The following is a 17,952-nucleotide window of genomic DNA, read 5'->3' as shown; positions in this document are numbered from 1 at the left end:
AGCGCAACCACCTCAGGGCATCGGCGCCTCGCCGACGCGCACCTGCTGGGCCACGTCGCGCAGGTGTTCCTGCTCCGGGGTCGGCTCGGCGTCCTCGTCGGCGGCGACCTGGGCCGCGGTGGTCCGGACGTTCCGCGCCGCGGCGATGTCGGCGTCCCGCCAGCGGGCGAGCGTGAAGTTGCGCGTGACGTCGCGCAGCGGCAACCGGATCGACTCGTCGGCCTCGATGCCGGCCAGGAGCTGCCGCATCCGGATCACCTCGGAGTCGAGCTCACCGCCGACCACGAGCACGAAGTTCGAGATGTACAGGTAGACGAGCAGCAGGATCCCGCCGCCGAGCCACCCGTACGCACGGTTCCCGCCGCCGATCGTCTCGACGTAGACGGCGAAGCCGAGGGTCGCGAGCGCCCAGGTGACGATGGCGAACGCGGCACCGGCGGACACCCAGCGCAGCTGCGGCGTCTTCACGTTCGGGGTCGCGTAGTACAGGACCGCGACCATCACGACGAGGTCGGCGGCGAGCACGGGCCACTTCACGACGTTCCACACGTCGTCGATCCACGGCGCCCAGCCGAACGACGCGACGATCGCCGCCGAGATCGTCGGGGTGCCGAGCAGGATCACGATCGCGATCGCCCCGCCCGCCATCACGAGCAGGGTGACGAGGAGCATCATGCTGCGGAACTTCCAGATCCGCCGCCCCTCCTCGACCTCGTACGAGGTGTTCATCGCCCGCCCGAACGCCGTCGCGTACCCGGACAGCGACCACAGTGTCAGCACGACGCCGGTCGCGAAGCCGAGCCACGGGTTGTCGAGGGTCAGCAGCTGACGCAGCGGGGTCTCGAGGTGCTGTGCCGTCTCCGGGCGCAGGATGAACCCGAGCACACCGATGATGTCGGCCAGGCTGTCGCCCTTGCGGTCGACGATCGACAGTGCGGAGACCACGGTCAGCGCGGTGGGGAACACGGTCAGGAGCGCGAAGAACGTCAGTGACGCGGCCGCGTCGACGACGCGGTGCCGGATGACCGAGTGGTAGGTGCGCCGGACGACGGCGCGGACTCCCGTCCGCTGGAGGTCGCGCGATGCGCTGTCCGGCATGCGTTGTACGGTACCCGACACGTGACGTCACGCCGTGCCGTGGTCGCGCCGCGGTGCGGACGGGAGGCCCGTGGCGGGCCCGCCCCGCGCCTCCCGTCCGCCCCTGGTCGCGTCGACCCCGTCAGAGCGACACGATCCCGCCACGGTCTGCCGTCCGTCTCGCGAAAGCGACAGACGTCCGCGGAAGGTTCGCGCAGATCTGTCGCTTTCGCGGGAGGGCCTGCGGCCGCTCGCCGGTCAGTTGGCGTGGGGGTGCAGGGCGTCGTAGCGGCGGAAGGAAGGGACGAGGCGGAGGAGCAGCGCGACGAGCGCCACGATGAGCACGCCACCGATGATCGGCGGGTACGCGATGCCGGCCGCGACGACCAGGCCCGCGTAGAGGTCGCCGAGCCGCGGGCCTCCCGTGACGACCACGATGAAGATGCCCTGCAGCCGGCCGCGCATGCCGTCCGGCGACGCCGCTTGCAGGATCGTGTTCCGGAACACCGAGCTGACGTTGTCCGCACCGCCGGCCGCCGCCAGGAACAGCGCCGCCAACCCGAGCGCGGGCAGGATCCCGACCGAGAACGACTCGCCCGAGCGTCCGCCGAGCACGTGCGCGAGCGCGATGACGACGCCGAACGCCGCGATCGCTGCGCCGTACGCGGTGATGGCCCAGCCGACCGCCTCGCCCTGGCGGCGCACGTGCCCGAGCGGCCCGGAGAAGACACTCGACAGCAGCGCGCCGATCGCGTAGGCGGCCGTGAGGGTGCCCACGGTGATCGATCCGCCGCCGATCACGAGCGCCCCGATCGCGGGGAACAGGACGCGGGGCTGACCGAACGTCATCGCGACGATGTCGAGCACGAACGTCATGGTGATGTTGCGCGACCTCCGCAGGAACCGGGCGCCCTCGACCAGGGAGCTCAGCCCCGGGCGGAGGGCACCGTGGTCGGCCGCCATCCGCGGCAGCGTGAACACCCCGAGGAACGCGAAGGTGAACAGGACGACGTCGATCGTGTAGGTCGGCGCGAACCCGACGCTCGCGATCAGGACGCCGGCGACGGCCGGTCCGACGGTGACCTGGAACCCGGAGGCGATCCCGCCCAGGGCGCTCGCCGCGGGCAGCAGGTCGGTGCCGACGAGTCGCGGGACGATCGCCGAGCGCGAGGCGTTGCTCACGGTCGCCGCGACGGCGTTCACGGTCGCCAGGACGTAGAGCAGTGGGACGCTGTGCAGTCCGAGCCACGAGTGGGTGGCGATGAGGGCGACCGCGACCCAGGCGATGATCGACGACACGAGTGCGACGGTGCGCCGGTCGAAGGCGTCGGCGAGCATGCCGCCGTACAGGCCGGCGACCACCATCGGCAGCAGGGCGATGACCCCCACGAGCGCCACCGCGAAGGTGGAGTGCGTGATCTCGTACACCTCGAGCCCGACCGCCACCGTGGTCATCTGCGTGCCGATGCCGGCGATCGCGGTGCCCGCCCAGAGCCGGGCGAAGGCGGGGGATCGGCGGAGCGGGGTGAGGTCGGCGAGCAGGCGGCGGCGCGGCGGTGCGGGAGTGGGTCGTGTCACGGTGGAACCATTCTGCGGCCTGGGTGGCCGTTGCGTCTGCCGTTGCCGCGCTCTGGTTGACTGGATCGCATGACTGACCTCAACAGCAAGCCCGAGTTCGACGCGCCCGAGGGCCCTGCCCCCACCGATCTCGTCATCACCGACATCGTCGAGGGCTCCGGCGAGGAAGCGTCCGCCGGCTCGACCGTCAAGGTGCACTACGCCGGCGTCGAGTACGAGACCGGCGAGGAGTTCGACAGCTCGTGGAACCGCGGTGAGCCCATCGACTTCCCCCTCGCGGCGCTCGTGCGCGGTTGGCAGGAGGGCATCCCCGGCATGAAGGTCGGCGGTCGCCGCAAGCTCGTCGTCCCGCCGGAGCTCGCCTACGGTCCCGCCGGTGGCGGCCACTTCCTGTCCGGCAAGACCCTGATCTTCGTGATCGACCTGCTCGGGGTGCGCTGATGCAGGTCGGTGCCCCGACCATCGAGCTGAACGACGGCCACCGGTTCCCGGAGCTCGGCCTCGGCACCTACGGCCTGAACGGCGACGAGGGTGCGGCCGCGGTCGGCACCGCGATCGCCAGCGGCTACCGGCTGCTCGACACGGCGCTGAACTACGGCAACGAAGATGCCGTCGGCCGCGCCGTCCGCGAGTCCGACGTGGCACGCGAGGACCTCGTCGTCACGTCGAAGCTCCCCGGCCGCCACCACGGCTACGACGAGGCGCACCGCTCGATCGACGAGACCCTGGGCAACCTCGGACTCGACCACGTCGACCTGTACCTGATCCACTGGCCGAACCCGTCGGTGGACAAGTTCGTCGACACGTGGAAGGCGTTCGTCGACCTGCGCGACAGCGGCAAGGTCCGCTCGATCGGTGTCTCGAACTTCACCCCGGAGCACCTGCGTCGCATCATCGACGCGACCGGTGTCGCACCGGCCGTGAACCAGGTCGAGCTGCACCCGTACTTCCCGCAGGCCGAACTGCGGAAGGTGCACCAGGAGCTCGGCATCGTGACCGAGAGCTGGAGCCCGCTCGCCGTCCGGTCGGAGCTCCTCACCGAGCAGCCGATCACCGACGCCGCAGCGGCCCACGGTCTGACCCCCGGCCAGGTCGTCCTGCGGTGGCACGTCCAGCTCGGTGCCGTGCCGGTACCGAAGTCGGCGGACGCCACCCGGCAGCGCGAGAACCTCGACGTGTTCGGCTTCGAGCTGACCGACGCCGAGGTGCAGGCCATCTCCGGCCTCGAGCGCGGCCGGCTCTGGGACGCAGACCCGGACACGCACGAAGAGATGTGACCGACGACCCTTCGGGAACTGCGGGCCTCCAGCGGGCAGTACACTGGATTCCCCTCTTCCCGAAGGGTTGCGTGTGTCCGAACCGACCGAGATCGACCGCGAGCGCGGCTACGTGGACGGCCTCTTCCGCCGTCTCGACGAGCTGACCGCCGAGGCCGAGCAGCGTCTCGCCGAGACCCGTCGTCAGGCGGTCGGCGGGAACCACCAGAGCCGCAGCGAGCGCGACGCGTACGCCCGACTCTACGAAGACACCGTGGCGACGCTCGAGCGCGTGGGGGACCGTCTGGTCTTCGGCCGGCTCGAGGTCTCCGAGCCCGACAGCTCCGAGGACGCCTTCCGCTACATCGGCCGGGTGGGGCTCCGCGACGCCGACCACCGCCCGCTGCTGCTCGACTGGCGTGTGCCCGGTGCCAGCGCGTTCTACCAGGCCACCGCGGCGCACCCGATGGGCATGCGCTCGCGTCGTCACCTGTCGCTCGAGGGCCGCCGGGTCGTCGGCGTCGAGGACGAGGTGTTCGACGCCTCGCTCTACGACGACGAGCGCACCCACCTGCAGGGCGAGGGGGCGCTGCTGGCCGCGGTGACCGCCGAGCGCACCGGCCGGATGACCGACATCGTCGCCACCATCCAGGGCGAGCAGGACCGCATCATCCGCTCCCCGCTCGAGGGCGTCCTGATCGTGCAGGGCGGCCCCGGCACCGGCAAGACCGCCGTGGCACTGCACCGTGCCGCGTACCTGCTGTACTCGTACCGCGAGCGGCTGCGGGGCTCCGGCGTCCTGATGGTCGGCCCGTCGCCGGCGTTCCTGACCTACATCGAGCAGGTCCTGCCGTCGCTCGGTGAGACCGGCGTCGTGATGGCCTCGCTCGGTTCGCTCTACCCGGGGGTGCACGCGACGACGCACGACCCCCGCGACGTCGCCGCCGTGAAGGGCTCCGCGCAGACGGCCGCACTCCTGCGCCGCGCCGTGCGCTCCCGCCAGGTGGTGCCGACCGAGTCGGTCACGCTCGACGTCGAGGGCGAGCGGCTCGTCGTGACGCCGCAGCTCGTGGCCGACGCCATGAAACGTGCCCAGGACCGCGGCAAGCCCCACAACGCCGCGCGCGTGACGTTCAACAAGCTCGCGCTCGACGCGATGACCCGGCTGCTCGCCGAACAGCTGCGCGAGCGCGGCACGACGGTGGACGAGGCCGACGAGAAGGTCCTGCGCGAGGACATCCGGAGCTCCTACGACGCCCGGGTGCTGCTCAACACCGCGTGGCTGCCGCTGCCCCCGGAGAAGTTCCTCGAGGACCTGTACGCCCGTCCGAACTGGCTCGCCTCGCTGACCCCGGACTGGACCCCGGAACGCCGTGCCCTGCTGCAGCGCGCACGCGGTGCTGCCTGGACGGTCGAGGACGTCCCCCTGCTCGACGAGGCAGCCGAACTGCTCGGCCCGTTCGACCCGACCGGCGGCGCCGCCAAGCGCGCGGCGAAGGCCAGCCGGAACCGTGACATCGAGAACGCCCGTCAGGCGATCGAGAACATGGGCGTCGAGGGCATCGTCACCGCCGAACAGGTCGCCGGCTCGTTCGCCGAGGGCGGCGACCCCCGCTCGACCGCGGAGCGCGCCGCCGACGACCGCGAGTGGACCTACGGGCACATCGTGGTCGACGAGGCGCAGGAGCTCTCGCCGATGCAGTGGCGCGTGCTCGCCCGCCGCAACCCGCTGCGCTCCTTCACGATCGTCGGCGACATGGCGCAGGGCTCCTCGCCCGGGGCCGCGCGCACCTGGGACGACGTGCTCGGCGCGCTCGCCCGCCGACGCCGTGGGCGGGCACCGCTCGTGCCGCTCGACCACCGCATCGAGCAGCTCACCGTGAACTACCGCACCCCGCGGTCGATCGTCGAGGCCGCCGGCGTGTTCGCCGACGGTGCCGGCCTGACCGTCACCCGCAACGAGGCCGTGCGCGACGGCGACCCCGTCGAGCGCGTCCGCGTCGCCCGCGCCGACCTGCTCGACACGGTCGTGTCGGTCGCCGACGCCGAACGGTCGCGGATCGGTGCCGGCACCATCGGCGTGATCGTCCCGGAGTCCGAGGTCGACGCCGTTCGGCAGCGGCTCACGCGCACCGAGGCCGACGTGCGCGGGCTGGCCTCGCCGCACGCCGGGTCGCTCACGGTGCTGACGGGCGCGGACGCCAAGGGCCTCGAGTTCGACGGCGTGCTGCTCGTCGACCCCGACCTGGTCGGCGCCGACGCTGCGCGCCCGGCGGCCGCGGTCTACGTCGCGATGACCCGTCCGACGCGGCGCCTGACGGTCATCGACGTCGACTGAGGGGACGCTCCTCGCATCGCGCGCGGCCACTTCGTGAGCAGAAATGGTCGAGTTCGCCGCGCGGAGGCGACCATTCCTGCTCACGATCCGCGGCGGTCCGGCCGGCGCGGGGCGGACGGGAGGCCCGTGGTGGCTCCGGCACGGGCCTGCCGTCTCAGGACTGGTCGCCTGCAGAGCGGACGCGCGCGACGAGGTCGGCCCACGCGCCGTCGAGGCGGCGACCCGGGATCGTCACGGTCGTGCGCTCGACGGTGATCGTCCACGTGAAGTCGTCGGGGACCGGCGGCCCGGCCGTCGCCGTCGCGGGGGTCCGGGGGAGCGCGTCGACGACATCGGACCACGCCGCGGGGTCGGCGCTCGTGTCGGTGTCGACCCGCCAGTGCCGCGTGGTACCGGCGAAGCCCCCGGAACGACGGACCTCGATGCGCATGCTCCCGACCGTACGCCGGTGCGTGGCGCTCGATCGTCTCAGTCGAGGACGCCCACCGTCCGCCAGGCATCCTGCACCGCGGTGTGCTCCGCGGAACCGGCGCCGAACCGGGACCCAGCGGCGTCGATCGTCACGGCGGCGAACCCGGCGAAGTCGATCGAGGCGGTGACGGCGTCCGAGGTCAGGGCGTCCCACCACACGGCACCGGCGCCCTGCCAGGCGTACCCGCCGATCGCGGTCGCCGCCAGGAAGAACGCGTGGTTCGGGATGCCGGAGTTCGTGTGCACCCCACCGGCGTCGTCGGTCGTCACGACGAAGTCGGCCATCGTCGCGGGCTGCGGGTCCTTGCCGAGCACCGGGTCGTCGTAGGCGGTACCCGGGGCCCGCATCGAGCGCAGGGCATCGCCGTGCACGGCATCGGTGAAGAGCCCCTGGCCGATGAGCCAGCTCGCCTGCTCGGCGGTCTGCCCGGCCGCGTACTGGGCGACGAGTGAGCCGAACACGTCGCTGATCGACTCGTTGAGCGCCCCGGACTGCCCCTGGTAGGTCAGGTCGGCGGTGTACTGCGTGACGCCGTGCGCCAGTTCGTGCCCGATGACGTCGAGCGCGATGGTGAAGCGCCGGAAGACCTCGTCGTCGCCGTCGCCGAACACCATCCGGCTGCCGTCCCAGTAGGCGTTGTCGTAGTCCTGCCCGAAGTGGACCGTGGCGTCGAGGGGGAGTCCGGCACCGTCGATCGACACCCGGCCGAAGACGTCGAGCCAGAAGGCGTGGGTCGCACCGAGGCCCGCGTACGCCTCGTCGACGGCCGCGTCGCCGGTGTCGGGGGCGCCCTCGCTCCGGACCACCGTGCCGGGCAGGGTCGTCGTGCCGCGGGCGTCGGCGATCGTGCGCTGGGGCGACCGGTCGACCGTGCCGCTGACACGGCGCGGGGCGACCAGGTGCTGGTGCTTCGGGCTCTGCACGAGCTCGAGCGACGCCAGTGCGGTGCGCGCGGCAGACGCCGCCCGGGGGAACTCGGCCGCCTGGGCCACGGCGTGGAGCAGGTAGGGCGGGACGACGGAGCGCCGGCTGTCGGTCGGGGTCATGCGCTCATGCAACCACCGGGCACCGACACCCCGGCCGCGGGTCAGTCGCGCTTGCGGTTCTCGACGAGACCGAGCGCGTAGGACTCCCACCACTGTCCGGCGGCCGGTCCGCCGTTGCACGTGCCGTCGCTGAGACCAGGGGTCTTCACCCACAGCAGGGCGTCGAGCCGGCTCGATCCGCCGGTCACGTGCGGGGCCTGGCCGAGACCCGCACCCTCGGGGTTGCACCACGTCCCCCGCCAGCCCTGACCGTTCCGGGAGACGTCGATGACGAAGTGCGGATCCCCACCGATCGCGTCGGCGAGTTCGTCGGCGTAGGCGCGTTCCTGGTCGACGCGGTAGAAGTTCGACACGTTCGTGAAGAAGCCCTGCACCTCGTCCACACCCGCCTGCCGCAGCCAGTCGGCCATCGTCGCAGTCGGGACACGGTTCTCGTTGCCGCCGTCGAGGTACACCGTCAGTCCGTGCCCGGTCAGCGCGTCCACGGCATTGCGGAGCAGCGGGAGTCGGGAGTCGCGGAGGCGCTCGCAGTTCTGGATCTGCGCGATCGCGTCCGGCTCGACGAGCACGACGGCCTTCGAGCCAGCCATCGCGCGGACGGCGGACCGGACCCACGGCAGGTACGCGTCGTCGGTGGTGCCGCCCTTCGAGTAGCTGCCGCAGTCGCGGTCCGGCACGGTGTACAGCACGAACACCGGGGTGGCCCGCTGCTGCTCGGCGTTCCGGACGACGGTGCGGATCGTCGTGCGCGTCTCGGACCGCGAGGTGTTCGTGAGCCAGGTCGCGATCGGCTGGTCGGCGATGCGGGCGATCTGCGCCGCGGTGTCGTCGTGTCCGGCGGCGCGGGCCTGGCGCTCGCGGATGCCCGGCTGGTTCACGTCCGACGGTTGGTGCGCGAGGCCGCCGGGGAACGCCTGCTCCGCGGTCTTCCGCGTCACGACGTCCCGTCCGCTCGCCGTCGGGTCGGCATCCGGCCCACTGCCGTGCGGCACGACGACCACGAGCGTCGTCACGACCGCCGCGACACCGACGACCGCGGCCGCGATCCACAGCCACTGACGTCGCGCGGACGCACGCTTCCCCTGGTGCTCCGGCATCCGGCGGTCCTCCCTGTTCGCACCCATGCTGACAGGTGCGGGGGAGTCCTGACCAGGACCCCGGGGTGTTCGTTCAGGTCGGCCGACGGCTTCTGCCAGGAGCGCTCCAGCGACCCCGCAGGACGGTGTTGCAGAATACCGGGATGTTCCGTCGACTCCTCCTCCTCGCCGTGACCGCGGCGTACGCCTGGGTGATCTGGCGGATGACGCTGACCCCGCAGGTCTTCACCTCGGCACAGAACTCGTTCGTGCTGCACGCGATCGCCTGGGTGCAGCAGCTGCCGCACGGCACCTGGTTCACGTACGAGCGCACCGAGTTCCTGGCCAACATCGCGATGTTCGTGCCGGTCGGCATGCTCGCCGCACTCTGGCTGCCGCGGCGCTGGTGGATCCTCGGGGCCCTGGTCGCGGTCGCCCTGTCGACCGGCATCGAGTTCGCGCAGGCCACCTACCTGCCCTACCGCGTCGCCGACCCCCGCGACGTGCTGTCGAACGGCCTCGGTGGACTGCTCGGCGCGACGCTCGTCGGACTCGTCCGCAGTCTGCTGCCGGCGCCCCGTCGTCGTCGCCTGCGCGCCAGGACCGCCTAGGACTCTGGTAGTCTTGCGCGGTTGCCGTCGAACGGCCGCGGACAAAGAGCGCTCGTGCATCAGGCACGGGCACCGCGCAACGGACTGAAAGGGGATCTACGCATGGCACTTGACGCGAAGGTCAAGCAGGAGATCATCGAAGAGTACGCGACCCACCCGGGCGACACCGGTTCCCCCGAGGTCCAGGTCGCCGTTCTGACGCGTCGTATCAACGACCTGAACGAGCACCTCAAGGAGCACAAGCACGACCACCACTCGCGTCGTGGTCTGCTGCTCATGGTCGGTCAGCGTCGCCGTCTCCTCGGTTACCTCTCCGACGTCGACATCGCCCGCTACCGTGCGCTCATCGAGCGCCTCGGCCTGCGCCGCTAGTCGACGCCTCACGGCTTGACTGAACGCCCCGGTCCTCCTCGCGAGGACCGGGGCGTTCTCCGTTCCCGGGAATGGTTGCGCGCGGCGCACGGTTCGGTACGATGTTCATGCAAACGCATCGAAAGTCGGGAACCACCATGACCACCATCGCCGTCGTCTCCGCCGGACTCTCCGAGCCCAGCTCCACCCGCCTGCTCGCCGACCGCCTGGGCGAGGCCGCCGTCGCCGCGCTCGTCGCCGAGGGCACGCCCGCGCACGTCCTGCACGTCGAGCTCCGTCCGCTCGCACACGAGATCACCGACGCGATGCTCACCGGCTTCGCGGCGCCCGCGCTGTCCGCCGCCATGGCTGCAGTGGTCGAGGCCGACGCCGTCGTCTTCGTCACGCCGATCTTCACGGCCGGCGTGAGCGGTCTCGCGAAGTCGTTCCTCGACGTCCTCGACAAGGACGCGCTCGCCGACCTGCCCGTCCTGCTCGGCGCCACGGGCGGGACCTCGCGGCACTCGCTCGCCATCGACCACGCCCTGCGTCCGGTCTTCGCGTACCTCCGCGCAGCGGTGGTGCCGACCGGCGTGTTCGCCGCGACCGACGACTGGGGGAGCGACGGCGACGCCGCGGCCCTGGACGGACGCATCCGCCGGGCCGGAGCGGACCTGGCATGGGCGATCCGGGCCTCCCGGCGGGCCCCGCAGGAAGCCGACGCGCTCCCCGCGACCGTGGACTTCGCGAGCTTGCTCGGCGGCCTCGGTCACTGACCCGGACCGCTGACCCCGCGGCGCGCTCTTAGGCGGACCACAGGGTTCGTGGGGTCGGAGTGCGGCCGGCTGGCGGCTCGCTCATCGGTGGGCTCGGGAGCCTCGTCATGACGACGAGGAGGACCGATGGACACCAGAGGCAACGGCAAGCGATCCGCGCGGGTCACGAGTGCGCTCGTGAGCCTGGGCGGACTCGCGGTCGCGACGGTCACGGGTGCGGGGCTGTGGTTCGGGCACGAGCAGGCCAGTACGACGACCGACACGTCCACGAGCACGAGCACGACGACGGACTCCGGTTCGGGTACCGGGACGTCGAGCGACGCCACCACCGACTCCGGGTCCTCGTCCTCCTCGTCGTCGAACGACACGTCGACCGACTCGTCGACCGACTCGTCGACCGACAGCGGCACGAGCAGCAGCGACACCGGCGTCTCGCAGGGCACCACCGGTGGGTCGTCCGACACGACGACGACGGGATCGTGACCGTGCGCGCCGCCGCAGAGTGGGACCTCTGGACCACCACCGCCCGGGTCGTCCTCGACCACCGCGACCGCCGCCACCTCGCCGCCGCGGAGTCCTGCGCCCGCGAGGTCACGGCCGCCGTCGACGCCGCGTGCAGCCGGTTCCGCGACGACTCCGAGCTCCTGTCCCGCGCCGACGACCTGGTGCGCGGCACCGAGGTCTCGCCGTTGCTGGCGACGCTCGTGCACCAGGCCGTCGACGCCGCACGGCTGTCCGACGGGGACGTCGACCCGACGCTCGGCCGACGGATGGTGTCCCTCGGGTACGACGCCGCGTTCGCCGACGCGCCACCGGTCCCGTCACCCGACGCCGTGGCCCGATCGCTCGACGACCGCCCGGCGTGGCAGCGGATCCTGCTGTCCGGCACGTTCCTGCGGGTGCCCGAGGGCGTCACGCTCGACCTCGGTGCCACGGCGAAGGCCGCCGCCGCGGACATGGCGGCCGCGAGCATCACCGCGCGGCTCGGCGTCGGTGCCCTCGTCTCGCTCGGCGGGGACGTCGCCACGGCCGGCCCCGACCCCTCCGGCGGCTGGCAGGTGCGCGTGCAGGACCTGGCGGACGACCCCGTCGACCACGTCCGCATCGCCTCCGGGTGGTCCGTCGCGACCTCGAGCACGCAGAAGCGCCGCTGGGAGCAGGACGGGACCGCGCGGCACCACATCCTCGATCCGCGGTGGGGCCTGCCCGCCGACCCGGTGTGGCGGTCGGTGACGGTCGTCGCCCCCTCGTGCACCACCGCCAACACGATGACCACCGCCGCCGTCGTCCGGGGGCACGGCGCGGTGGACTGGCTCCGGCAGAGCGGCCGTGCAGCCCGGCTCGTCGCGGCCGACGGCTCCGTGCTGCGGCTCGGCGGCTGGCCGGAGGACCAGGCTGCCGACGGTGCCGTCACCGTCACCTTCGACGGGGCGGACGCCGCCTGATGGACACCGCGCTCTGGGTGGTCGGCCGCGGCACGGGCGTCGCCGCCGTCGTGCTCCTGACCCTGACGGTCCTGCTCGGCATCGTGACCCGCGGCGGACGACCGCTCCCCGGCCTGCCGCGGTTCGGCGTGCAGCTCGTGCACCGGGACGTCGCCCTGGCGTCCACTGTGTTCGTGGCCGTGCACGTGGTGACGCTGCTGCTCGACACCGAGGCCGAACTGCGCCTGCTGGACGCCGTCGTGCCGTTCGTCGGTGCGTACCGCTGGTTCTGGCTCGGGCTCGGCACCCTGGCGGTCGACCTGCTCGTGGTGCTCGTCGTCACGGGGATGCTCCGCCGGGTGATCGGACCGCGGGTGTTCCGCGCCGTGCACTGGGCTGCCTACGCCATGTGGCCGATCGCGATGGCGCACGCGATCGGCACCGGGACCGACGGCACGTCCGCCTGGTTCCTGGTGGTCGCCGGGGTCTGCACCGCCGCCGTCCTCGCCGCCGTGGCCTGGCGCTGCACGGCCGGCGTCACCGCGTTCCGTCCGACCCCGAAGGAGGCCCTCAGATGACCCTGGCACACCCGCTCACCGTGCCACCACCGACCGGCACGCGGCGGCTCCTCGCCGCCCCCAGCCCTGGACTCGACGCCCACCACGGCACGCACGGGCCGCTGCCGCACGTGGGACCCGGGATCATCGACGAGATCGGTCTCGCCGGGGTCGACGGCCGCGGCGGAGCCGGGTTCCCGCTCGCCCGCAAGCTCGACGCCGTGGCGGGCCGGACCCGGCGCGGAGGCCGCGGTGCCCCGATCGTCATCGCCAACGGTGCCGAGGGGGAACCCGCCAGTCGCAAGGATGCCGTCCTGCTCGAACGCGCACCACACCTGGTGCTCGACGGCATCGTCGTCGCGGCGCTCGCGATCGGTGCGACCGAGGCCGTGGTAGCCACGAGCGCGCGGCTCGCCGAACGGGTCCGGCAGGCACTCGCCGAACGCACCGACGGCCGGCGCGGCACCGGCACCGACCCGGTCGCCATCGAGGTCCGCGCGCTGCCCCACACCAGCTTCGTCGCCGGGCAGGCCACGGCGCTCGCCTCGGCCGTCTCCGGTGGACGAGGACTGCCGGAGGACCGCGTCGTGCGGCTCGCCGACCGTGGCCCGAGCGGTCGCGCGACCCTCGTGTCGAACGTCGAGACCCTGGCCCAGGCGGCACTCGTCGCACGGTACGGGGCGGCGTGGGCGCGGAGCGTCGGCAGCGCGAGTGCTCCCGGCACCCGTCTCGTGACGGTCAGCGACGTGACCGACCCGGGCGGTGCCGTGGTGCTGGAGACCGCCGGGGGTGTGCCGCTCGGGCAGCTGCTGGGGGCCTCCCGGCTGCCGGCGGCCGACCCGCGACGGACGCGAGGCGTCCTGCTCGGCGGGTGGGGCGGCACCTGGGTGCCGGCCGCAGCGCTCGACGCGCCCTTCGACGTCGACGGGCTCGCACCGTGGGGTGCGGCGCCCGGGGCGGGCGTGCTGGCCGTGCTCGACGACCGGACCTGCCCGGTCGGGGTCACCGCAGGCCTCGCCGCGGCGCTCGCCGGGGCGTCCGCCGGCCGCTGCGGGCCGTGCGTGAACGGGTTGCCGCGGATCGCCGACGTGGTCGCCGACCTGGCCTCCGGGCGTCGGGCGGGCGACCTGGCCGGCGAGGTCCGGCGGATCGCTGCCCTGGTCGACGGACGCGGGGCCTGCCATCACCCGGACGGCGTCGCGCGGATGGTGCGGAGCGCCCTCGACGTGTTCCACGACGACGTGCAGGCGCACCTGCGGGGCGCGTGCCTGGTCGGGCCCGGTGCGGCCGGGTCCGGCTCGGCGGGGTCCGGCTCGGTCGGTGGACTCCGATGACCGCCGCCGCAGGCCCCGTCGTGCTGCACGTCGACTGGACCCGCTGCCGGGGACGCGGCCTGTGCACCGAACTCTTCGCCGAGCGGCTGGCGCGCGACGAGTGGGGCTACCCGATCGCACGGGACGGCGGCGGCACCCGCGACGTGCCGGTGCGGCCGGACGAACGCGCCGCCGCTGCGGACGCGGTGGCGATGTGCCCGCTGCAGGCACTGCGAATGGTGGAGCAGTGAGCGGTCGTGCTCAGTACCAGTGCGGGTTGACGCTCATCTCGTGGCCCCACGCACCGCACGGCGACCCGTAGGCGCTCTTGATGTAGGCGAGTCCCCAGTTGATCTGCGTGTTCGCGTTCGTCCGCCAGTCCGCCCCCGCCGCCGACATCTTGTCAGCGGGCAGGGACTGCGGGATGCCGTAGGCGCCGCTCGAGGCGTTCAGCGCGTTCGCCCGCCAGCCGGACTCCTGCGTCCACAGCGACACCAGGCAGGAGAACTGGTCGTCGCCCCAACCGTACGAGCCCAGGGCGCTCCGCGCGTAGGCCTGCGCGGCCGCGGGGTCCACGACGACACCGCCGGTGCTCGGGTAGCTCGTGCCCCCGCCGCCACCGGCGCTGGTGCTCCCGCCGCTACCGGTGTCGGCGCTCGCCGAGGCTGCTGCCGCCGCCTGTGCCGCGGCGGCCGCCGCACGCTTGCGCTGCTGTTCGGCCTTCTGCGCCGCGACCTTCTGCCCGAGCTCGTACCCGGCGGCCTGCTTCGCGGTGGTGTCCCGGAGCGACGCGAGCTGCGCGTACAGCTCGTCGCTGTGTTGCTCGGTCGACTCGACCGCGGCGTTCGCCACGGCCTCGGCGGACTTCGCCGCCGCGGACCGTTCCTCGGCCGCCTGCGCACGCGTCGCGCGTTCGGTCTCGGCCCGTTCGGCCTGTTCGTGCAGTGACGATGCCGTTCCGGCCGCGACGGACGCCTCGTCCATCACGCCGGACCACGTGGACGACAGCTGGTCGAGCGCGCCCAGCTGGTAGAGCAGCTGGTCGGGGTTCCCCGCGGTCGCGATCCGGGTGGTCATCTGGTTCGTGCTGCCGTCGCGGTACAGGTTCGCCGCCAGCTGCCCGGCGCGTGTCTGCGCACGCTCGGCCGTCTCGGACGCGCGGTGCGCCTGGGCCTGGAGGCTCGTGGCGGCCTGGGTGGCCTCCGCCAGCTCCGCCTCGGCCGCGTCCGCCTTCGACGAGGCCGTCAGCGCGGCCTGCGACTTCACTGCCGCCTCGTCCTGCGCCGACTGCAGCGCGGCCTGCACCTTGGTGACCTCGGCGCGCTTGGCGGTCTCGTTCCCCTTGGCCTGCTGCACGTCCTGCCAGGTCGGGTACTCCGTCGCGGACGCCGGGACAGCGGTGAGGACCGGGGCGACGAGCGCGCCGACGACCACGGCGGCCGCGACGAGCACGCCCCGCGAGGGGGTGAGACGCATGGCAGCAGGTTACCGAGGCTCGCCCGGCCGTCAGCGAGCCGCGCCGCCGATTCCCTGTGGACTGGTAAAGTCCATCGTGTCCGAGGACCGTTTCCCCGGATGTTCGACACAACACTGCGCAGGCCGGGCACGGAGCTGGTCATCGGTGGTGGCTCGCGGGCCGGAACGGTTTCCCGAGTGCTTCTACTGCTGGCCAGACATGCGTCCGGAACGATCGGCGCGCACGCACCATCGAGTGCCGTCGCCACGGCCTGCCGAACACACATCAAGGAGGCACCCTTTTGGAGGGTCCCGAGATCAAGTTCGCCGAAGCCGTCATCGACAACGGCAAGTACGGCAAGCGCACCGTCCGGTTCGAGACCGGTCGGCTCGCACAGCAGGCGCAGGGCGCGGTCGCCGCGTACCTCGACGAGGAAACGATGCTCCTCTCGGCCACCAGCGCCGGCAAGCACCCGCGTGAAGGATTCGACTTCTTCCCGCTGACGGTCGACGTCGAGGAGCGCTCCTACGCCGCCGGCAAGATCCCCGGTTCGTTCTTCCGCCGCGAAGGCCGCCCGTCGACCGAGGCCATCCTGGTCTGCCGACTCATCGACCGGCCGCTGCGCCCGTCGTTCGTCGACGGCCTGCGCAACGAGGTCCAGATCGTCATCACCGTCCTGAGCATCGCTCCGGACGAGTTCTACGACGCGCTGGCCATCAACGCCGCGTCCGCGTCGACGCAGATCTCCGGTCTGCCGTTCTCCGGCCCGATCGCCGGTGTGCGCCTCGCGCTGATCGGCGAACAGTGGGTCGCGTTCCCGAAGGCATCGCAGCTCGCCGACGCCGTCTTCGACCTCACGGTCGCCGGCCGTGTCGTCACCGACGAGGCGGGCAACGAGGACGTCGCCATCATGATGGTCGAAGCCGAGGCCACCGAGCACAGCTGGGAGCTCATCCAGGGCGGCGCCACCAAGCCCGACGAGGCCGTCGTCGCGCAGGGTCTCGAGGCGGCCAAGCCGTTCCTCAAGTCCCTCGTCGACGCCCAGGCGAAGCTCGCCGCGCAGTCCGCCAAGGAGATCCAGGACTACCCGGTCTTCCCGCCGTACGCGCCCGAGGTCTACTCGGCCGTCGAGGCCATCGCGCTCTCCGAGCTCGGTGACGTCTACAAGATCGCCGCCAAGACCGAGCGCCAGGACGCCGACGACGCACTCAAGTCGCGCGTCAAGGAGGCCATCGCGGCGAAGGTGTCGGCGGGCGAACTGCCCGACGTCGCCAACTCGCAGGTCAGCGCCGCGTACAAGTCGGTCACGAAGAAGGTCGTCCGCGGCCGCATCCTGACCGAGCAGGTCCGCATGGACGGTCGCGGCCTCGCCGACATCCGTCCGCTCGACGCCGAGGTCGCCGTGATCCCGCGCGTCCACGGTTCGGCGATCTTCCAGCGCGGCGAGACGCAGATCCTCGGCGTCACCACGCTGAACATGCTCAAGATGGAGCAGCAGATCGACTCGCTGTCGCCCGTCACGAAGAAGCGCTACCTGCACCACTACAACTTCCCGCCCTACTCGACCGGTGAGACCGGCCGTGTGGGTTCGCCGAAGCGTCGCGAGATCGGGCACGGCTTCCTCGCCGAGCGCGCCCTCGTGCCGGTGCTGCCGACGCGTGAAGAGTTCCCGTACGCCATCCGTCAGGTCTCCGAGGCGCTCAGCTCCAACGGCTCGACCTCGATGGGTTCCGTCTGCGCCTCGACCCTCTCGCTGCTCAACGCCGGTGTGCCCCTCAAGGCCCCGGTCGCCGGCATCGCGATGGGCCTGGTGTCCGACACCGTCGACGGTCAGACCCGCTACGCGGCGCTGACCGACATCCTCGGTGCGGAAGACGCACTCGGCGACATGGACTTCAAGGTCGCCGGTACCTCGGAGTTCGTCACCGCGATCCAGCTCGACACCAAGCTCGACGGCATCCCGTCGACGGTGCTCGACGCGGCGCTGAAGCAGGCCAAGGAGGCCCGCTCGGCCATCCTCGGTGTGCTGAACGAGGCGATCGACGCCCCCGACGAGATGGCGGACACCGCTCCTCGCGTCATCTCGGTGCAGATCCCCGTCGACAAGATCGGCGAGCTGATCGGCCCGAAGGGCAAGACGATCAACGGCATCCAGGACGAGACCGGTGCCGACATCTCGATCGAGGACAACGGCACCGTCTACATCGGTGCCGTCGACGGACCGTCGGCCGAGGCCGCTCGTGCGTCGGTCAACGCGATCGCCAACCCGACCAACCCGGAGATCGGGGACCAGTTCCTCGGCACCGTCGTGAAGATCGCCACGTTCGGCGCCTTCGTGTCGCTGCTCCCGGGCCGTGACGGTCTGCTCCACGTCTCCGAGGTGCGCAAGCTCGCCGGTGGCAAGCGTGTGGAGAACGTCGAGGACGTCCTGGGCGTCGGCCAGAAGGTCCTGGTCGAGGTCACCAAGGTGGACGACCGCGGCAAGCTGTCGCTCGCGCCGGTCGTCGCCGAGGAGTCGGACACCGACTCCAGCGGTGCCCGCGAGGAGTCGACGGACGCCACCGTCTGATCCACCCCTGGCACACGAACGGCCGTCGTCCCTTCCGGGGCGGCGGCCGTTC

18 protein-coding genes are annotated in these 17,952 nt (G+C 72.3%); 12 read left to right on the top strand and 6 right to left on the bottom strand.

The annotated features are described in order from the left end of the window. Positions 1-12: 12 nt before the first annotated feature. Both EDF53_RS12740 and EDF53_RS12735 read right to left on the bottom strand, forming a co-directional pair. On the bottom strand, positions 13-1,098 hold the full coding sequence (locus EDF53_RS12740; protein WP_123293934.1) for a YihY/virulence factor BrkB family protein: 1,086 nt from the start codon (positions 1,096-1,098) through the stop codon (positions 13-15). 237 nt (positions 1,099-1,335) lie between these two features. Continuing rightward, entirely contained in the window at positions 1,336-2,655 is a 1,320-nt protein-coding gene (locus EDF53_RS12735; protein ID WP_123293933.1) for an MFS transporter, read from the bottom strand. Between the two features lie 69 nt (positions 2,656-2,724). On the opposite strand from EDF53_RS12735, the gene EDF53_RS12730 reads away from it, so the two are divergent. The 3 genes from EDF53_RS12730 (at position 2,725) to EDF53_RS12720 (ending at position 6,249) form a co-directional block, all read left to right on the top strand. After that, entirely contained in the window at positions 2,725-3,096 is a 372-nt protein-coding gene (locus EDF53_RS12730) for an FKBP-type peptidyl-prolyl cis-trans isomerase (protein WP_123293932.1), read from the top strand. After that, entirely contained in the window at positions 3,096-3,932 is an 837-nt protein-coding gene (locus EDF53_RS12725; protein ID WP_123293931.1) for an aldo/keto reductase, read from the top strand. The genes EDF53_RS12730 and EDF53_RS12725 overlap by 1 nt, the downstream gene beginning before the upstream one ends. A gap of 73 nt (positions 3,933-4,005) precedes the next feature. Then, positions 4,006-6,249, top strand: a complete 2,244-nt coding sequence (locus EDF53_RS12720; protein WP_260215611.1) for an AAA family ATPase — start codon at positions 4,006-4,008, stop codon at positions 6,247-6,249. Between the two features lie 154 nt (positions 6,250-6,403). On the opposite strand, the gene EDF53_RS12715 is transcribed toward EDF53_RS12720, so the two are convergent. Genes EDF53_RS12715 through EDF53_RS12705 form a run of 3 tightly spaced genes read right to left on the bottom strand, consistent with a single transcriptional unit; the run spans position 6,404 to position 8,864 of the window. Beyond that, positions 6,404-6,679, bottom strand: coding sequence for a protealysin inhibitor emfourin (locus tag EDF53_RS12715; protein ID WP_123293929.1), 276 nt, complete (start codon positions 6,677-6,679; stop codon positions 6,404-6,406). Between the two features lie 38 nt (positions 6,680-6,717). Then, positions 6,718-7,767, bottom strand: coding sequence for a M4 family metallopeptidase (locus EDF53_RS12710; protein ID WP_123293928.1), 1,050 nt, complete (start codon positions 7,765-7,767; stop codon positions 6,718-6,720). A gap of 41 nt (positions 7,768-7,808) precedes the next feature. Further along, positions 7,809-8,864, bottom strand: coding sequence for a glycoside hydrolase family 6 protein (locus tag EDF53_RS12705; RefSeq protein ID WP_185021037.1), 1,056 nt, complete (start codon positions 8,862-8,864; stop codon positions 7,809-7,811). Between the two features lie 143 nt (positions 8,865-9,007). On the opposite strand from EDF53_RS12705, the gene EDF53_RS12700 reads away from it, so the two are divergent. From EDF53_RS12700 to EDF53_RS12670, 8 genes are all read left to right on the top strand, one after another. After that, positions 9,008-9,454 carry a VanZ family protein gene (locus tag EDF53_RS12700; protein WP_123293926.1) on the top strand — a complete coding sequence of 149 codons (447 nt, stop codon included), beginning with the start codon at positions 9,008-9,010 and terminating at the stop codon, positions 9,452-9,454. Between the two features lie 102 nt (positions 9,455-9,556). Next, positions 9,557-9,826 carry a 30S ribosomal protein S15 gene (gene rpsO / locus EDF53_RS12695; protein ID WP_070416523.1) on the top strand — a complete coding sequence of 90 codons (270 nt, stop codon included), beginning with the start codon at positions 9,557-9,559 and terminating at the stop codon, positions 9,824-9,826. Positions 9,827-9,963: 137 nt separating this feature from the next. Then, entirely contained in the window at positions 9,964-10,581 is a 618-nt protein-coding gene (locus EDF53_RS12690) for a CE1759 family FMN reductase (protein WP_123293925.1), read from the top strand. A gap of 126 nt (positions 10,582-10,707) precedes the next feature. Next, a complete protein-coding gene (locus EDF53_RS19555) occupies positions 10,708-11,064 on the top strand; it encodes a hypothetical protein (protein ID WP_221181217.1) in 357 nt (118 codons plus the stop codon). Positions 11,065-11,066: 2 nt separating this feature from the next. Further along, positions 11,067-12,026: an FAD:protein FMN transferase gene (locus EDF53_RS12685; protein ID WP_221181216.1), complete on the top strand. Its 960-nt coding sequence runs from the start codon at positions 11,067-11,069 to the stop codon at positions 12,024-12,026. Next, positions 12,026-12,583 carry a ferric reductase-like transmembrane domain-containing protein gene (locus EDF53_RS12680; protein ID WP_123293924.1) on the top strand — a complete coding sequence of 186 codons (558 nt, stop codon included), beginning with the start codon at positions 12,026-12,028 and terminating at the stop codon, positions 12,581-12,583. Before EDF53_RS12685 ends, EDF53_RS12680 begins: the two co-directional genes overlap by 1 nt. Further along, positions 12,580-13,896, top strand: coding sequence for an NADH-ubiquinone oxidoreductase-F iron-sulfur binding region domain-containing protein (locus tag EDF53_RS12675; RefSeq protein WP_123293923.1), 1,317 nt, complete (start codon positions 12,580-12,582; stop codon positions 13,894-13,896). Before EDF53_RS12680 ends, EDF53_RS12675 begins: the two co-directional genes overlap by 4 nt. Next, complete coding sequence (locus EDF53_RS12670; protein ID WP_123293922.1) at positions 13,893-14,126, top strand: ferredoxin; 234 nt, start codon at positions 13,893-13,895, stop codon at positions 14,124-14,126. The genes EDF53_RS12675 and EDF53_RS12670 overlap by 4 nt, the downstream gene beginning before the upstream one ends. Positions 14,127-14,136: 10 nt before the next feature. Here EDF53_RS12670 and EDF53_RS12665 read toward each other — a convergent pair whose 3' ends face one another. After that, positions 14,137-15,351 (bottom strand): lytic transglycosylase domain-containing protein, encoded by a 1,215-nt coding sequence (locus EDF53_RS12665; protein ID WP_123293921.1) that lies wholly within the window; start codon positions 15,349-15,351, stop codon positions 14,137-14,139. Between the two features lie 281 nt (positions 15,352-15,632). On the opposite strand from EDF53_RS12665, the gene EDF53_RS12660 reads away from it, so the two are divergent. Continuing rightward, positions 15,633-17,900 (top strand): polyribonucleotide nucleotidyltransferase, encoded by a 2,268-nt coding sequence (locus EDF53_RS12660; RefSeq protein ID WP_123293920.1) that lies wholly within the window; start codon positions 15,633-15,635, stop codon positions 17,898-17,900. Positions 17,901-17,952: the final 52 nt, after the last annotated feature.

It is taken from the genome of Curtobacterium sp. PhB78 (assembly GCF_003751685.1).
Lineage (GTDB): Bacteria > Actinomycetota > Actinomycetes > Actinomycetales > Microbacteriaceae > Curtobacterium.
Note: the sequence above shows the minus strand (reverse complement) of the source record. Positions and strands in the feature narration are given on the sequence as shown.

What these genes read in the sequence shown, in the direction of transcription:
- EDF53_RS19555 (WP_221181217.1), top strand. Translation starts at nt 10,708, where the DNA reads ATGGACACCAGAGGCAACGGCAAGCGATCCGCGCGGGTCACGAGTGCG.
- EDF53_RS12730 (WP_123293932.1), top strand. Translation starts at nt 2,725, where the DNA reads ATGACTGACCTCAACAGCAAGCCCGAGTTCGACGCGCCCGAGGGCCCT.
- EDF53_RS12670 (WP_123293922.1), top strand. Translation starts at nt 13,893, where the DNA reads ATGACCGCCGCCGCAGGCCCCGTCGTGCTGCACGTCGACTGGACCCGC.
- EDF53_RS12710 (WP_123293928.1), bottom strand. Translation starts at nt 7,767, where the DNA reads ATGACCCCGACCGACAGCCGGCGCTCCGTCGTCCCGCCCTACCTGCTC.
- EDF53_RS12715 (WP_123293929.1), bottom strand. Translation starts at nt 6,679, where the DNA reads ATGCGCATCGAGGTCCGTCGTTCCGGGGGCTTCGCCGGTACCACGCGG.
- EDF53_RS12740 (WP_123293934.1), bottom strand. Translation starts at nt 1,098, where the DNA reads ATGCCGGACAGCGCATCGCGCGACCTCCAGCGGACGGGAGTCCGCGCC.
- EDF53_RS12690 (WP_123293925.1), top strand. Translation starts at nt 9,964, where the DNA reads ATGACCACCATCGCCGTCGTCTCCGCCGGACTCTCCGAGCCCAGCTCC.
- EDF53_RS12725 (WP_123293931.1), top strand. Translation starts at nt 3,096, where the DNA reads ATGCAGGTCGGTGCCCCGACCATCGAGCTGAACGACGGCCACCGGTTC.
- EDF53_RS12665 (WP_123293921.1), bottom strand. Translation starts at nt 15,351, where the DNA reads ATGCGTCTCACCCCCTCGCGGGGCGTGCTCGTCGCGGCCGCCGTGGTC.
- EDF53_RS12705 (WP_185021037.1), bottom strand. Translation starts at nt 8,864, where the DNA reads ATGCCGGAGCACCAGGGGAAGCGTGCGTCCGCGCGACGTCAGTGGCTG.
- rpsO (WP_070416523.1), top strand. Translation starts at nt 9,557, where the DNA reads ATGGCACTTGACGCGAAGGTCAAGCAGGAGATCATCGAAGAGTACGCG.
- EDF53_RS12675 (WP_123293923.1), top strand. Translation starts at nt 12,580, where the DNA reads ATGACCCTGGCACACCCGCTCACCGTGCCACCACCGACCGGCACGCGG.
- EDF53_RS12700 (WP_123293926.1), top strand. Translation starts at nt 9,008, where the DNA reads ATGTTCCGTCGACTCCTCCTCCTCGCCGTGACCGCGGCGTACGCCTGG.
- EDF53_RS12680 (WP_123293924.1), top strand. Translation starts at nt 12,026, where the DNA reads ATGGACACCGCGCTCTGGGTGGTCGGCCGCGGCACGGGCGTCGCCGCC.